Below are 16,100 nucleotides of genomic sequence, written 5' to 3' on the forward strand. Positions count from 1 at the left end.
CAAATGTATGCAATTGATGCTTTTTTCCCAAAGCAGCCCGGCTGGCGCTGCCTGGGGGACTATTCCACGCTTATCAGCAAAAACGTTACTGATTATGAAATTAACGGTGCTTTTGATGACGATGGCCTTGCTGCAGGTACATGCAGCAGGGTACTCACAAACAGTTACCCTGTCTCAACGTAATACATCCCTGGATAAAGTTTTCCGGGAAATAAAGAAGCAAACGGGATATACCTTTCTGTACACTGATGAACAATTGGTACACGGACGTGAAGTAACTGTGCAGCTGAAAAACGCTTCTCTGCAACAGGCTCTGGACGCATGTTTCCGAGATCAGCCATTGACCTATACCATCAATGACAGGATCATTATCGTAAAGAGGAAAATACCTGAAGCACCTTCGTCCCAGGCCGCGGAAGATAAAGAGATCAGCGGAAAGATAACGAATGAAAAAGGAGAACCGCTACCCGGTGTTACCATACAGGTAAAAGGCACATCAAAAGGAGTAGTGACCAACGAACGCGGAGAATACAGCATCAGCATACCTGATGATAATGCCGTACTGATAGTTTCCTCTCTCGGGTACAACAGGGCTGAAGTGCCTGTCAACGGAAGGTCCAGCCTGCCCGTTACCCTCACTCCTTCCGCCTCCAATATCAACGAGCTGGTAGTAGTAGGTTATGGCGAGCAACGGAAAGGTACATTGACCAACTCCATCACCTCTATCTCATCAAAATCTTTTGAAGACCAGCCGGTGAACCGGCTTGACCAGGTATTGCAGGGCCGTGCGGCAGGCGTACAGGTTACCAACGCGGCAGGATCTCCCGGAGGTAGTGTACGCATCCGTATCAGAGGTGCTAACTCCATCAATGGAGATAATGGTCCGCTTTACGTTGTAGATGGTTTCGTGGGCGCTGAATTTTTCTCTATCAACCCTGACGATATAGAATCCATACAGGTACTGAAAGATGCTTCTGCTACTGCCATCTATGGTAGCAGGGGCGCTAACGGCGTTATCATCGTCACCACCAAAAAAGGAAGTAAGAGCGGTATGAAAGTGAATTTTACGTCCCGCTTTTCATCAGCTACCGTCATCAAAAAAATGGACCTGCTGAATGCAGCAGAATTTGCAGAAACAGCCAATGCCCATGCAACAGCTGTTGGCACTACCCTGCCATTCACTGACGAGCAGATTGCCGGATTCAAAGCCAATGGCGGCACCAACTGGCAGGACGAGATATTCAGGCGCGCACCCAGCCAGGAATACCTGTTAAGCCTTGCAGGCGGTAATGAAAAGACCGGTTATTTTATCTCCGGCAACTATCTTGACCAGGACGGTGTGATCAACAACTCTTACTACAAACGTTACACAGTAAGGTCTAACATCAATTCCAACCTGAATAACAGGATATCTGCCTTCCTGAACATTACCGGTTCTTACAGCACAGCACAGAATGTGGACATACCGGCCGATGGCCCCAGCAGCCCGCTGGCACAGGCTATCACATGGTCTCCCACAGTGCCGGTAAGAAAAGCGGACGGTACCTTCACCGTCAGCGATCCGGTAGGTTCTATCTTCTTCAACCCGGTAGCGCTGACAGTAGACAGGCTTGCAGTAACCGACAGGATGCTGGCCAATATGATAGGCGGATTCAAGTTTGACCTGCTGCCGGGGCTGACCTTCAACATGCAGTATGGCGCCAACTATCTTGAATATGAGAATAAATCTTTTGGAGGAAAAGTTACCAATTCAGGCAGCGCCACCAGCAGCCTCCGTTCAAATAAGGAGATCAGGCTACAGAACACCAATACACTGAATTACCGCAAAACATTCAATAACGTACACAATATAGATATTACTGCTGTAACAGAATATCAGCAGTCTACCTACAACTTTGTTGCTGCAGGTGCATCCAATCTCACTTACGAAGCATTTCTCTGGAATAACCTGGCACTGGGCACTCCCGGCAGCCCTTCTTCCGGTTATTCAAAATGGGGATTGTTCTCTCTTGTAGGCCGTGCCAACTACGGTTATAAAGACAAATACCTGCTGTCTGCAGCATTAAGACGTGATGGTTCTTCCAAATTCCTGGGCAATAACAAATATAGCTACTTCCCTTCCGTATCTGCCGGCTGGGTGGTTTCCAATGAACCGTTCATGCAGGACATACCCGTGCTCAGCCTGTTGAAAGTAAGAGGCAGCTGGGGATTGACAGGCAGTCAAAGCGTAAACGCTTACAGCACCTATTCATCCTATTCAAGGTTAATTGCATCTTTCACCAATTCCACTTTCCTGAACGGTATTGTAATGGGTAACATCGGCAATCCCGACCTGAAGTGGGAGACTACGGAACAAAAGAACGCGGGACTGGATATTGGTCTCCTGGACGGCAGGATCTCCCTCTCTGCCGACTACTTTGTGAAAGACACCCGGGACCTCCTGCTCAACGAAAGTCTGCCTATGTACCTGGGTGGTAACACCATTACACGCAATGTAGGCGCTGTACAGAACAAAGGATGGGAATTTTCTGTTGAAGGCGATGTTGTGAATAAGGGCCCTGTTACCTGGAACACCGCGCTGAATGTATCCTTCATTAAGAACAGGGTGGTATCTCTGGGCGCGGGTAAGAAACTCATCTTTGATCCTACTGATCGTAAGATAGGCGGTGGCATGTCTCCACAGTCTGAATTTGTAATTATGCCGGGACAACCGCTGGGCGCTATCTGGGGGCTTACCTACCTGGGAACCTGGAAACCCGGCGATGCCAAAGCTGCTGAATTTGGCGCCAAAGCAGGCGATGCCCGCTACCTGGATGCAGATAATAACGGTGTGATAGATGCGAATGATTACGGTGTTATAGGCACCGGTATCCCAAGAACATCTATTGGCTGGAATAACACTGTCGCCTACCGGAACTTCACCCTGAACCTGCTGTTCCAGGGCCTCTTCGGGTTTGATAAGCTGAACTACAATAAAGCTGCTGCTATGTATTACGGAGGAGATGCAAGAGAAGCTACTTCTGTCGATATCAAAAACAGGTACATACCAGGTGTAAATGAAACATCTGATATCCCGGCTTTCAGCACTACCAACAGGAACTTTACACAGAGCACCCGCTTCCTGGAGAAGGCAGATTTTCTTCGGTTAAAGAACGTCAGCCTTTCTTATGATATACCAAAATCAAAACTCAGAAATGCAGTAGGAGTAAAGCTGTTTGTGAGCGCCACCAATCTGCTCACTATCACCGATTACAGTGGTATAGACCCGGAAGCCAATTCTTCTGCCGGAGATATCCGTCAGGGTATTGATTTCGGTTCTTATCCCAATGCTAAAACAATTACTGGCGGTATTACGCTGAGCTTTTAACTATAAAGAGATCCCACATGAAAAAGATATATCTGGCAGTATGCCTGTTATTTGCGGCAGGATGCAGCAAGGAGTTAACAGAAGATCCAAGGGGGCTGGTAGGCGGTTCTGCTGCGCTGAGCAGTGTAGCAGGCCTGGAATCGGCGTTGACAGGCGCCTATGGTAGCCTGATGGTGCCATGGACAAGCGGGTTCACCTCCGTATCGCAGATCGCTATGACCATGGGCGGTGATGATCTTACCACACATCCCGGTTCCAACAAGGAAGAGTTCCGCGAGTTTGACAGGTTCAATGTGTCCTCCCTCAACAGCAGGATGAACCCTATCTGGCTGGGCTGTTACAAAACCATCCAGTCCACCACCAACATCATCAACAACTACAGTCAGGTAAAAGACGGTACCACCGCCACTATCAATGCCATTGTAGGAGAAGCCAGCTTTCTGCGTGCACTTTCCTATTACTGGCTTACGCGCCTGTGGGGAGATGTGCCCATCATTCCTTCTGAAAATTATTCTCCCGATTACCTGACCCTGAAGAAAAGCCCTCCTGCTGATGTTTACAAGCTCATAGAGGCCGATCTTGCCAGGGCTGAGGAAATGGTGCCCAACACCAAACGGGACCCGGGAAGGCCTAATAAAGGCTCAGTAAAGGCATTGCTGGCAGATGTATACCTGACGGAAGCCGGATGGCCGCTGAAAGACCAATCAAAATATGCTCTGGCGGCTGCCAAAGCTAAAGAGGTAATAGACAACAAATCAACTTATAATTTCGATCTGTACCAGGATGGTTTCCTGAAAATCTTTGCAGGTGGTACAAAAGAAGATGTGTTTACACTGTTCACACGTGGTCAGTGGTCAACCTACAATTCATTCTATGGTCTTTCCACTATGCCGGAGAATGAAGGCGGCTGGAGCGACTTCTTCTCCGAGCTGAACTTCTTTAACGACTTCCCTGCAGGCAGCAGGAAAGATGCAACTTTCTCTACCCTGTTTGTAGTGAACGGAGATACCATTTCCTGGCAAAAAACTACTACCCGGCATCCTTACTATAAAAAATTCACCATACAGAGTGGTGCAAAGAACGTATACATGTCCAACAACCCAGTTATTATGATAAGGTATGCACATGTATTGCTGATCTATGCAGAAGCGCAGGCCCGCGCCACCGGTACTCCGGACGATGCTGCCTATGCGGCGGTAAATGCTGTAAGATCACGTGCCGGCCTTTCATCCTTATCTATCGGGCTTTCCGGGCAGGATTTTGCCACAGCTGTAGTACAGGAAAGAGCGTGGGAATTTGCAGGAGAATGGAACCGCTGGTTTGACCTGGTCAGACTGGAACAGGTAGAGGCGGCCAATGCCAACAAAGCGCCGGAAGATCTGCAGCCGGCGGGCCCTATCACCAAAGCTAAATACTGGATGCCCATTCCCGGAGCGGATGCATTAGTGAACCCAAATCTGTAAATATTCTTCCCGGTAAGGCAGGGCGTTATAACGCGCCTGCCTGCCGGATTTATTTTTAGAACCACGTTAAATAAATCCGTTATGAAAATCATCTCAACACTTCTCGTGTTGCTGGGGTTATTGCTATGCAATCAACTCAGCGCACAATTTATTCTTCTTGACGATATGGAGGGCCATGGCCCTTGTTCCGGGAGGTGGACCTGGTACGCAGGTAACACCACTACCGGCAAAGTGGAATTTGGTGTACCCAATCCCGCCCCTTCCACGGTGAATCCCAGTCCGCTGGTGGCAAAATTCACCAAAGACACCACCTGCTTTGAATATATGAGCGCAGGCTGTTCACTGGCCGACTCATTTGACCTCTCTTCAAACAGCGTGTTTAAAATGCTGGTGTATAGCACTACGACTGACGAGATCATGTTCAAGCTGCAACCAGGCAATGACTACGCCAAAGCGGTCTACTTCACTTACAAAGTAAGCCGCATCAATCAATGGGAAGAAGCTGCCTACAATTTTCAGAGTGTAAAGAACAGAACTGATTTCAACCGCATAGAAGTACATTATATAGACGGCAAAAAAGCGAATGGCACCCTCTACTTTGATCTTGTACAGGCCCCCAATCCCACTGGTATTACACTGACCAATGCCAGTATTCTCATGGGACATGAAGACAGCACCGTTATCACCGCAAAAGTGAACGGTACCACCTTTAAACCTACACTGAATGCTGCCAACTGGGTATCTACTAACCTACCTCCCGGCGTATCTATTGCCGGTGTACAACGGATAAATGACTCTATCGCCACAATTACACTCAGTGGTAACTCCCCCGCCAATTATTCAAGAACTACACTGAAACTCTATATATCCGGGCAGGAACTGGACTCTGCCAATGTTGATACTTACCTTGCAAAAGGCAATGTAGTTTTTGAAGGCAATCCCAACTGGACAATGATCTTCAACGATGAGTTCAACGCAAACGGATTACCCGACGCTACAAAATGGAAAGTTGATCCACGCCCTAAAGGATGGATCAACGGCGAGCAACAGGTGTACACTGATACTACCCATGATAATGCGCTTGTAAAGGATGGTAACCTTATCATCACAGGTAAAAAAGACTTTCCGAACAACAATACAACAGAGCCATGGTCTTCTGCCAGGCTGATCACACAGGGCAAAATGGATTTCCAGTATGGCAAAGTAGAAGTAAGGGCAAAGCTACCACGCGCCCGTGGATCATGGCCTGCTATCTGGTTAATGCCTACTACCGGCGCATACGGCGCATGGCCCAGGAGCGGTGAAATAGATATCATGGAACATGTAGGCAATAACTTTGGCACTGTACTGTCTACCGTACATACGGAGAACAACAACTGGACAAACGGCGGACATCTGTCAGACAACATTAAGCTCATGGACGCAGATAGCGTCTACCATGTCTATGCACTGGAATGGACACCGGATTCCTTACGTTTTACATATGACAGCGCACATTGCTACACTTACGTAAACCCACATACAGACTGGAAGGACTGGCCATTTGATCAGAAGTTCTACGTCATTCTTAATGTTGCTATTGGCGGAGGAATGGGCGGCAATATTACGGAGGCCGACTGGCCGGACAGCATGACCGTAGATTATGTACGTATCTACCAGAAAGGCCTGGGAACACCAGTGCTGGATACTATCATTATCTCCCCTGCCAATATCTCTTTCACTCCCGGCAAACAGCAGCAGTATACAGCCAAAGCATATGATCAGAATGGTCAGGTTATGAACATCACATCTGTATGGAGCATCACAGGAAACGGAAATTCCATTACCACCGGTGGACTGGCCACGCTGGACACTTCTGGTGTTGTTACTGTCACAGCTACTGTAAACGGGGTCACCAAAACCAGCAGTACTTTTGTCAACCTGCGTACAACCAATTACAGGCCTCTGCCGGTAAAAATAGAAGCAGAACAATTTGACAACAGCAACTCCTGCTGTACAGAAACCACATCTGATGCCGGTGGTGGCAAGAACGTCAGCTATATCGGATCAAGCACCTGGTTTGAATATGATATTGCCGTACCACCTGGTAACACTGATTACCGTATCCAGTTCCGCGTAGCGGTAAATACTGCATCCAGTTTAAAGATCCAGCTGGATACCACTACCCTGCAAACAGTCAGTCTGCCCGCCAGCGGAGGGTGGCAGAAATGGATCACGGTAACATCTGCGCCTGTGCATTTTGGGCCGGGCAATAAGACTGTCCGCATAGCTTCTAATATAGACGGCTGGAACTTCAACTGGCTACGCATTATACCTGAAGATTCCATCGCCCTGTCATTCCTGTCTGTGAAACCTGATACAGCCCAGCTTACCGTCGGACAGACAAGGCAATTTAAAGTAACCGGCTATGGCCAGGACAGCAGCATCTTCAATATCTCTCCTGTATGGAGCGCTACAGGCGGTAGTATTAATGCAAACGGATTGTTTACCAGCACTACACCGGGAACGGCTATTGTTAAAGCCACTGTGGGCTGTGTCAGCGATACCGCCAGCGTGTATAATATAGCGCCGCCTGTGCTTACCCGTATAGCATTATTACCGGACAGCATCACCGTTCCTGTCAATGCTTCACAGCAATTCACTGCAACCGGTTATGATCAGCGGGACAGTGTTATGAACTTTACGCCGGTATGGACAGTAACCGGCACTGACAATACGATCGGCGCAAATGGTGTCTTTACCGCCGGCAGCACACCCGGCAACTATGTAGTAACTGTCGCCTCAGGAAGTCTTAGCAAAACAGCAAATGTTACCACCGGATATACCTGCAGCGTGAATAATAAATACGAAGCGGAGAGTGCGTCCAACCGGACCACCCGCCCAACGCTGCAGGCATGTACAGACGTTGGCGGCGGACAAAACTTCACTGGTCTGTATGGAGGCGACTGGTTTGCTTACAATACGATCAGAGTACCTGTAGCAGGCAGGTATACTATCAGCTTACGTGTATCGTCCACAGTTGCATCAAAAGTATGGGTAGGGCACAGCGGGCTGAATTTCGGCACTATAGACATTCCTTCTACCGGCGGAGTATGGAAGACCATTACAGATAGTATGACGCTGCCGGCGCTTAACTACACAGGTATTCATATAACCTCCGGTACCTTCAAGTTCAACTGGTTCAGTATTGATAACTGTGCTGTTGATCCGGCTGATACCAGTGCTGCAAGAATAGCTTATTCCAAACCAACAGAAGAAGCTGCAGCAGGTAAGATCATTATCTATCCTAATCCTACAGCAGGTCCTGTAAATATTGACTTTCATGGTCAGTCTTACAACACTGTAACATTACTGGATATGAGAGGTAATATGGTCAGGCAGTGGAATGTACGGCAGGGAGAAAACCGGCTCAGTAAAGATCTCAGTTTCCTGGCGCAGGGCACTTATATTTTAAAACTGGAAAACGGGCACAAACATGTCACTTACCGGATCATGAAATTCTGATTTGTATAAATATAGTACACAAAAAAGCTCCCGCACAAAACCGGCGGGAGCTTTTTTATTGACATGATCAGTGTTATTTAGTGATTGTTACATTCACTTCATTAACTTTTTCAATACCGCTCATGCTACCACCCTGGTAAATTACTTTGTAGGTACCGGGAGTGGAAAGATCATATGCTTTCAGTAGGTCTACTTCAGCAGAGATGCTTTTACCTGCTTTTACGGTGATGTAAGATTCAGCAGGAGGCGGCATTACTCTTTTTGCCATCACACCTTTGTAACGGGCATCAGTACCACTACCATCCTTAATGTCAAAGTAAGAATTAAGAAATCCTTCAAAAGGCGTATGCCATTTACAGAATTTCAGGTCCTTTGCAGAATTGTTGCTTACAGTGAACTTCAAGGTAACAGGGGCGCCTGTTTTTACTGACTGGGGAACTGACATTACAGCTGTAAGTCCTTCATTGCCAGCCTGGCTGTTTGTTGTTTTTTGCGTATGCTTACAGGCAGAAAAGGTAAAAACTGACAGCAGGGCTGCCACGATCATAAGAGGGTTTCGCATTTAAAATTGAATTTACTTTGCCAAAAGTAAGCTCTTTGTGCAATTAAGTCAAAATGATTGCATAAACACTCAACCCTCCGGACGTGACATCCCTACTGTCTTACCAATGTATATGTCAGCCTGTCCCCTTTTTCAATAGCGTTATCTATATAATAGACCAATGTTTTGCAATCATAGCTGCCAATAGTACCATTTAAGATCCCGTCGCTGGTTAAAGTGTTGCCCTCAACCACCCAGGTACCGTGCTCAGTTCCGTCTGGGGAGCAAACGGACCCTATATCATTATAATCGTAGGTTCCGTCGCTTTTCAGGACCAGGAGATTATCTTTCTCACAATCGTCCATATAAGCCATATAGTCTGCAGGTTCAGCATTTGCGCCGGATTTGTATTGCAAGGCTGTCAATTTGTAAGAACCGGCAAGACCTGTCAGGGTTTTTCCGCATTCAGGCGTATTCTCTTTCTCTTTTTTACAGGAAAAAAACATGCTTCCGGACATAATTGCCATTAAGGCCCATTTCATTGTAGTTGTTTTCATACTTTTTGTTTGAAAGGATATTAATTGTTGTTTGATAGTAATACCCTCCCGTTGGTCCAAAGGGTTGGCTAAAATGAAAAAAAATCTTTTTGAGGGTTACCCAACCCTTTTTTGAAAAAAGAGGTACTATAATAATTAACTTGTAACATTCAATGAATCAAATGAAAAACATACTATTAGTCATGTGTGTAGCTTCACTGGTAAGCTGTAGTACTTCAATAAAGCTGTCCATTCCCGAAAAATTTAAGGAACAGGCAACCATGCAGCATGTAAGCGGAGCAAGGGGCAACAGAATGTCTTTCGCCAATTTTAACACTTCCAGGATAAAAAGAGGCATCCATTTAAGTTATCCCGGGTGGGGAGGGCGCGGTTTTTTCCTGGAAAACCTGTTATGGAACCAGGTTGGCATCCAGAAAGAGGAAGGCGTAAAAAAGGAGAAAGCCAGGTTCCGTTATGCGTTGACAGATGGCAGGAACATTGTAGAGATCTATGCTGATGAAAAAGAAGTCACAAAAACGTTGACCTATGAGGCCATCAATAAGAATATATATAATCCCTTTGAGCAATTGCAGCAATACAAGTATATATTTTCAGCCCTTATCAGTGTCGACACAACACAGGAAAGCAAAAACTGGGAATTGCTGATGACAAATATTTATGACAGGAAGGCTGAAAATGACAGGAACCCATTTACCTATATTAAGCCGGGCGCTCATGGACTGGCAACAAATGGTGTTGACACCATCTTTATAAAGCCGCTGAATATTAAAGAAACAGAAGCAGAGGATGGTAAAATAAGAAAACTGCCGTTTAAATTATTATCAGGTTATGAATTAAGTACCAGTGGCGGTGTGGTGGCTATTATTGATCTGATTGAACGGAATATCTGGTTTTACAATGAGCTGGACCCGGCAGAGAAGTTAAATATAAGCGCAATTGCCACAGCTATTTTTGCAAGGAGAGTGCATGATGAAAAATGGTAAGGCATTTAAAAGTGCCCTGTTAATTAACAAGGCACTTCATATATCACTTCATGTGCTTCCGTCAGATCAGGTATTTCCAGTTTGCTGATCAGCTTTTGCATGACAGGCAGAGGCACTACAGCCTCCCTGCTTTTATTCTGCCTGAAAAGGTCTTTATAAGGTACTTCCACATATACGACGGTAATATATGCATCATATTGTAAACAAAGCCCTATCAGCTGTTCACGCATCTGATGCGTTGTATTGGTGGCATTCCAGACAAAGGGTTGCTTATTACGCAGATGTGTGCGGGCCAGTTCTTTAGCAGCCTGTATTACACGGCCGTTCCCACTTTTGTCTGTCGGAGCGATATTCATAGAACTCCGCAGATCATCCAGTGAAACTATAGCCCATTGGGGCCGCGGATAATGTTTCCGTATATAGGAATCCTTACCTGCGCCTGGCAGTCCGCTCATGATCACCACTTTGTTCTCCCCTGCTTTGTAAGGAGTATATGCAGGTTCCGTTCCATCCTTCCGCAGGTAATGCATACGGGCAGTCGCAGAGGGGAACTGCCAGGAACTACCCCAGCAATCTTTCTCTTTACAATATTCTTCGAAGCAGTCTATCCTGTACAGCAGATCGGCCTTATCGTAACAGGTACGCCCTATTACGTCTGCACGTGCCAGCAACGCCAGGTATTCAGTATTTACCTGCAGGGAAGCATTGATAATGGTGCGTAAGGGGTCCCTCCTTTCCAGCAACCAGAGAGGCAGGCTGTGAAAGCGTACCAGTTTGGCTATCTGTTCACGGATATGAAAAGGGGCCGGGATGTCCCTGTAAAGGATCTGTCGTGCCGTTCCTTCTCCTTTCCTGGCATGGCCCGCAGAAGATATATGACCATCCGGCTCAATGACCGTGGTACTGCGTTTTTCCACGTCATGCAGCAGCGCTGCTGCCCAGAGCATTTCTTTATCCTGCGGGTCTAATAACCTATAGGCAGGTAAATCCTGCAACGCATCCAGCACCATCTGTGTATGAATAGCAACATTACCTTCTGCGTGGTGTACAGGGTCCTGGGGTATCTCTTTCATGATACGGACCCAGTCGTAAGTATTTTCAAGATATGTCCAGCTTTTATCTGGAGTAATAGTCCACATAGTTACCTCCTTCATTATTCAGGCGGGCACGGCGCCAGTTGCGCGTCCAGTGTGCATCTGTTTTAACGTGCCCTTTCCTGACATGTTTAAATACATGCTGTGCAAATGCTGCAACAGCAAAACTATCTGCGTCACGCGTTACAATACCTTCCATAGTAGCGGGCTGACCAGTAATAGCATCATGCGCATCAAAAGCGCCGGGTCCGCTTACTATGCTGAGTATTTCCTGTTCAAAGATCTCTTTTACAAGAGGCGTACCTGAACTCTTAATTACAGGTACTACCGGCAGGTCCAGCATAGCGGCATAAAAACCGGTCTCTTCCCAGCTGAGCCAACGATCGTTTTCCCTGATGGCGAACACATAGAAATGATGGTCCAGGCGATGGTATGCAATAGAATGTACTGCATAGAGATTTTCCAGGAAGATCTCCAGGTTGCCGAGATCATTTTTGATCAGTTGCCAGTAGCGGCGCAGGCTTTCTGTCCACGGAGAAGTAGTGGGCGCTGCATGAGAGCGCGCAAATACTCCGTAACGGGACAGGCAATTATTTTCACCGTCCAGCTTTTCCGTATGTATCAGCTGTGGAATGTTACTGATACATTGCCAGTAATCATGCTGAATACGATCATCGCTGGTAGTACCAGGCGAGAACGGAAAATGATAAGTACGGCTATATTTTTCTGAAATAGCCATGTCATGGGATTTATATTAAGAAAAAAGGATTCACAGGCCATACCCACGGGGATGTGGGTGGCGAAGCTAACAATGATATGCCTGTGATATTACATGACGCAAAGTTTGTCTGTTTTTAAATTGAGTTGCGAAGGTAAGTATTTTTATACAAATCTGATTCGGATAGTGAATCAGTCTGATTTTTCTGGCGGAGGGCGAAACTAAGACATTATAAGATTTTCAGTATTTTCTGCCAATTGTATTATTCAACTGATGAGTGAAATCATCACACATACCAACCGGTACAATTGTGCGATGAAGTATAGCATTTTTGTACCTCACGTTATTCAGGTTAAATAAATATTCCTATCTTAGCCCACGCATTGTTAATGTTTTACCGAAAATGATGTAGCCTTACACGTTATTTGTGGAAACTGATTTATTATGAACAACGAAACTATGTGAACTTTAGGGCATGCAATATCCAGGTAGCTAACCCGGTTATTTTTGCTTAACTATTGAACTATAAACGTTATGTAATTTAACCTTTTGCCCTCTGGGGGACTGCTTTTTATGCGGTGATAATAAAACAGCTTTATTCACCCGCTATCTTATATTTTTTGCTGAACAGGCAGTAGTATAGTCATGTCTGTAACGGCCCATATATTCATTCATCAATAAAATTCCACTTCAATGTGTAGATCTCTTATCGTCATGAATCCTGTGCATTCACCTTAATGCATTTCTCTGCTACAGAGTGACTAAACACAGCCATAAGCGCTGAATACTTTTTACTACAATTATTATAAAATGAGCAATCTCATGAAGGCTGTCCGCCACAGGCGGGCATCAGGTTTGCTATGCCTGGTACCACTATCAACTATATGCATGTTTACGGCCATGCCCTCAGCTGCCAAAGCTGAAATTCCTTTTACAAAAATAACTGCCGCAAAGCGTGCAGATATTACCATTAAGGGTAAAATAACAGGAGATAACGGAGAAGCGCTGCCGGGTGTTTCCATTGCTGTTAAAGGCACTTCCAGGGGTACTACATCCGATGCAGAAGGTAATTATACTATTGTGGCAGATGCCAATGCAACACTGGTATTTACGTCTATCGGCTACACCGTACAGGAAGTGCCGGTAAATGGTAATGCTACGCTCAACGTAACCTTAAAAACAGGCACCAGTCAGTTAGACCAGGTGGTAGTGGTAGGTTATGGCACCCAGCGCAGAAGCCAGGTAGTAGGCTCCATCAGCTCTGTAAAAGGTGCTGAGATCACCAAACAACCGGTATTGACCGCCGCACAGGGCCTGCAGGCTAAAACACCCGGCGTACAGGTAATGGCCAGCGGTACTCCCGGCGGACAACCACAGATGCGCATCAGGGGCGTAAGTTCTGTTACCGGCGATGCCAATCCGGTGTATGTAGTAGATGGAATGATCACTACAGATATCACCAACATTAACAACTCAGACATCGAATCTATCGAAGTACTGAAAGACGCTTCTGCCCAGGCTATCTATGGTAGCCGTGCAGGCAATGGAGTGGTGCTTATCACCACAAAGAAAGGCAAGGCCGGCAAAATGAAGATAGGCGTTGACGCTTATTCCGGCTTCAGGGCTGCTACGTCCAAAGTAAAAATGGCCGATGCCCGCGCATATGCACAGTATACCAATGAAGCAAATATCTACGACGGCAAACCTGCCATTTTTGATCTCGACACACTGCGTTCCAATACAAACTGGTTTGACGAGATCACCCGCAAAGGCATGGTCCAGAACTATACACTGAACATCAGCGGTGGCAGTGAGAAAACCACATACTACTTCAGCGCAGGTTATTTCAAGGACAACGGTATTGTGAAAGGAAGCGATTATACCCGTGGCGTGATCCGCATCAACAATGAATACCGCCTGGCTCCTTTCTTTAAACTGGGGCATAACCTGAACGTGAATATATCCAAAACAAATACTAAACCGGACGAGTTTGCCAATGCTTACCGTATGGCACCTTCCACTCCCGTTAAATTTGCTGACGGCAGCTGGGGCTATGAGCCTAACCTGAGTATAGCCAACCCTGTTGCAGACCTGGCATACAATACGAATTTCCTTAACCAGGTACGTTTACAGGGTAATGTATATGGTGAGCTCACCCTCTTAAAGGGACTGACCATACGCAGCAGCTTCAACTTTGACCGGAGAGATAACAAGAGCACTATATATGTACCGGCGTATATGGTATGGAGCGTACAGAAGAATGATACTTCCCATCTCACTACTACCAGGGGCAATGGTTTCTACTATATAGCCGATAACAATATTACTTACAACAAGACTATTGCAGAGAAACATGAACTGTCTGTTACCGTTGGCTATTCAGCAGAACGTAACAAGGAAGATTCACTCAGCGCCAAGGTAAAGAATGTACCCAACAAGCGTAACCTCTGGTATCTTTCACAGGGCGATCTGAACAACGCGGAGCTTTATGACAATGGTTCACTGATAAGAAGGGCTTCTGCATATGGCCGTCTTACTTACACCTTCAACCGTAAATACAACTTCAGCGGCTCACTCAGGCGGGATGGTTCCAGTAACTTCCCTGTCGGTAACAAATGGGGGACCTTCTACTCTGCAGGTGCTTCCTGGATAATCACAGAAGAAGGTTTCATGCAGGAGCAAAAGATATTTAATGATCTGAGAGTACGTGCAGGCTATGGTAAAGTAGGCAATGATAACATTGCCAACCTGGCGGTACTGAACGGTATTCCCATCCTGGATTATTACTATGCCTTTGGCGGTAATGGTACAAGTCAGCAACAGGCTATCACCATCAACCAGGTAAAAGATATGAACGCTTCCTGGGAGCCTACCAAGGGTATAGATGCAGGAGTGGAATTTGCCGTCCTGAAACGCAGACTGAGCGGTGGTGTAAGCTATTATAACAAACTGACCAACGCCTATGTAGACCTGACCGTTCCAAGTACTTTCGGTGATAAGGAAAAGACTGTTTCTTCAAGGGTAGCTGATGTTCGCAACAAAGGTGTGGAGATCAACCTGAACTGGAAAGATGAGCTCAGCAAAGACTTCTACTATTTTGTTGGCGGTAACATTACTTTCAATAAGAACAATGTTGAAAAAGTAAATGGTAATCTCCAGCTGAGGGGTGGCAGCCTGGGTAATGGCCAGATCACTACAAATACAGTGGTAGGTCAGCCAATAGGCAGCTTCTGGGTATACCAGACAGATGGCATCTACCAGACACAGGAAGAGATAGATAATTCCGCTCATCTGACAGGGGCTAAACCAGGCGATTTCAGATTGAGGGATATAAGCGGAAGCAAAGGAGAACCAGATGGCGCTATTGATGATAAAGACAAGATCTTTGCAGGCTCCTATCAGCCTAAAGTTTACTATGGCATCAATGCAGGATTTACTTACAAGAGACTGGACTTCTCTATAGATTGCTATGGCAATGCGGGTAATAAAGTGTATAATGGTAAAAAAGGCGTACGTTTCGGTAACGATAACATAGAAGCAAATGTTGCCGCTAACCGCTGGACTACCACCAATACAAATACCAACATACCAAGAGCATCCAACTCTATCCCGGTCCCATCCACATATTTTGTTGAATCCGGTTCTTTCTTCCGTATCAACAATATCACTCTCGGGTATACTGTACCTACTTCCCGCTGGGGCGGCGTGAGCAACCTGCGTGTATTTGCTACAGCGCAGAACCCTGTTATTTTCAAGAAATACAGCGGGTATACGCCAGAGCTGCCGGGCCCTGCCACTGCTGCTGGTATTGAACTGAACATTTACCCGATCACCTCCACTTACATGGCAGGTTTTAATCTCTCTTTCTAATTT

Annotated in this window: 9 protein-coding genes; 5 read left to right on the forward strand and 4 right to left on the reverse strand. The window is 46.2% G+C overall.

All coding sequences use genetic code 11. The features are described 5' to 3' along the window. Positions 1 to 94: 94 nt before the first annotated feature. From GO493_RS19570 to GO493_RS19580, 3 genes are all read left to right on the forward strand, one after another. The gene (locus GO493_RS19570; RefSeq protein WP_198315773.1) at positions 95 to 3,367 is read left to right on the forward strand and encodes a TonB-dependent receptor; all 3,273 of its coding nucleotides are present in this window, start codon (positions 95 to 97) and stop codon (positions 3,365 to 3,367) included. A 17-nt stretch (positions 3,368 to 3,384) separates the two neighbouring features. Further along, on the forward strand, positions 3,385 to 4,830 hold the full coding sequence (locus GO493_RS19575) for a RagB/SusD family nutrient uptake outer membrane protein (protein ID WP_157307926.1): 1,446 nt from the start codon (positions 3,385 to 3,387) through the stop codon (positions 4,828 to 4,830). Between the two features lie 81 nt (positions 4,831 to 4,911). Beyond that, entirely contained in the window at positions 4,912 to 8,334 is a 3,423-nt protein-coding gene (locus GO493_RS19580) for a carbohydrate-binding protein (RefSeq protein ID WP_157307927.1), read from the forward strand. A 73-nt stretch (positions 8,335 to 8,407) separates the two neighbouring features. Here the strand turns inward: GO493_RS19580 and GO493_RS19585 are convergent, their stop codons facing one another. Next, a complete protein-coding gene (locus tag GO493_RS19585) occupies positions 8,408 to 8,896 on the reverse strand; it encodes a protease (protein WP_157307928.1) in 489 nt (162 codons plus the stop codon). 92 nt (positions 8,897 to 8,988) lie between these two features. Continuing rightward, on the reverse strand, positions 8,989 to 9,432 hold the full coding sequence (locus GO493_RS19590; RefSeq protein ID WP_157307929.1) for a lipocalin-like domain-containing protein: 444 nt from the start codon (positions 9,430 to 9,432) through the stop codon (positions 8,989 to 8,991). 182 nt (positions 9,433 to 9,614) lie between these two features. Between GO493_RS19590 and GO493_RS19595 the strand changes: the two genes are divergently transcribed. Beyond that, complete coding sequence (locus GO493_RS19595) at positions 9,615 to 10,415, forward strand: hypothetical protein (RefSeq protein ID WP_157307930.1); 801 nt, start codon at positions 9,615 to 9,617, stop codon at positions 10,413 to 10,415. A gap of 23 nt (positions 10,416 to 10,438) precedes the next feature. On the opposite strand, the gene GO493_RS19600 is transcribed toward GO493_RS19595, so the two are convergent. Continuing rightward, positions 10,439 to 11,554 (reverse strand): AAA family ATPase, encoded by a 1,116-nt coding sequence (locus tag GO493_RS19600; RefSeq protein WP_157307931.1) that lies wholly within the window; start codon positions 11,552 to 11,554, stop codon positions 10,439 to 10,441. After that, complete coding sequence (locus GO493_RS19605; protein ID WP_157307932.1) at positions 11,532 to 12,248, reverse strand: RNA ligase family protein; 717 nt, start codon at positions 12,246 to 12,248, stop codon at positions 11,532 to 11,534. The genes GO493_RS19600 and GO493_RS19605 overlap by 23 nt, the downstream gene beginning before the upstream one ends. A 789-nt stretch (positions 12,249 to 13,037) precedes the next feature. On the opposite strand from GO493_RS19605, the gene GO493_RS19610 reads away from it, so the two are divergent. Next, a complete protein-coding gene (locus GO493_RS19610; protein WP_198315774.1) occupies positions 13,038 to 16,097 on the forward strand; it encodes a SusC/RagA family TonB-linked outer membrane protein in 3,060 nt (1,019 codons plus the stop codon). Positions 16,098 to 16,100 lie beyond the last annotated feature (3 nt).

The sequence above is a fragment of the Chitinophaga tropicalis genome (assembly GCF_009758205.1).
GTDB lineage: Bacteria > Bacteroidota > Bacteroidia > Chitinophagales > Chitinophagaceae > Chitinophaga > Chitinophaga tropicalis.

Excerpts from the sequence above, each read along its gene's own strand:
- GO493_RS19570 (WP_198315773.1), top strand. The coding sequence starts at position 95 with ATGAAATTAACGGTGCTTTTGATGACGATGGCCTTGCTGCAGGTACAT.
- GO493_RS19575 (WP_157307926.1), top strand. The coding sequence starts at position 3,385 with ATGAAAAAGATATATCTGGCAGTATGCCTGTTATTTGCGGCAGGATGC.
- GO493_RS19595 (WP_157307930.1), top strand. The coding sequence starts at position 9,615 with ATGTGTGTAGCTTCACTGGTAAGCTGTAGTACTTCAATAAAGCTGTCC.
- GO493_RS19585 (WP_157307928.1), bottom strand. The coding sequence starts at position 8,896 with ATGCGAAACCCTCTTATGATCGTGGCAGCCCTGCTGTCAGTTTTTACC.
- GO493_RS19580 (WP_157307927.1), top strand. The coding sequence starts at position 4,912 with ATGAAAATCATCTCAACACTTCTCGTGTTGCTGGGGTTATTGCTATGC.
- GO493_RS19605 (WP_157307932.1), bottom strand. The coding sequence starts at position 12,248 with ATGGCTATTTCAGAAAAATATAGCCGTACTTATCATTTTCCGTTCTCG.
- GO493_RS19590 (WP_157307929.1), bottom strand. The coding sequence starts at position 9,432 with ATGAAAACAACTACAATGAAATGGGCCTTAATGGCAATTATGTCCGGA.
- GO493_RS19610 (WP_198315774.1), top strand. The coding sequence starts at position 13,038 with ATGAGCAATCTCATGAAGGCTGTCCGCCACAGGCGGGCATCAGGTTTG.
- GO493_RS19600 (WP_157307931.1), bottom strand. The coding sequence starts at position 11,554 with ATGTGGACTATTACTCCAGATAAAAGCTGGACATATCTTGAAAATACT.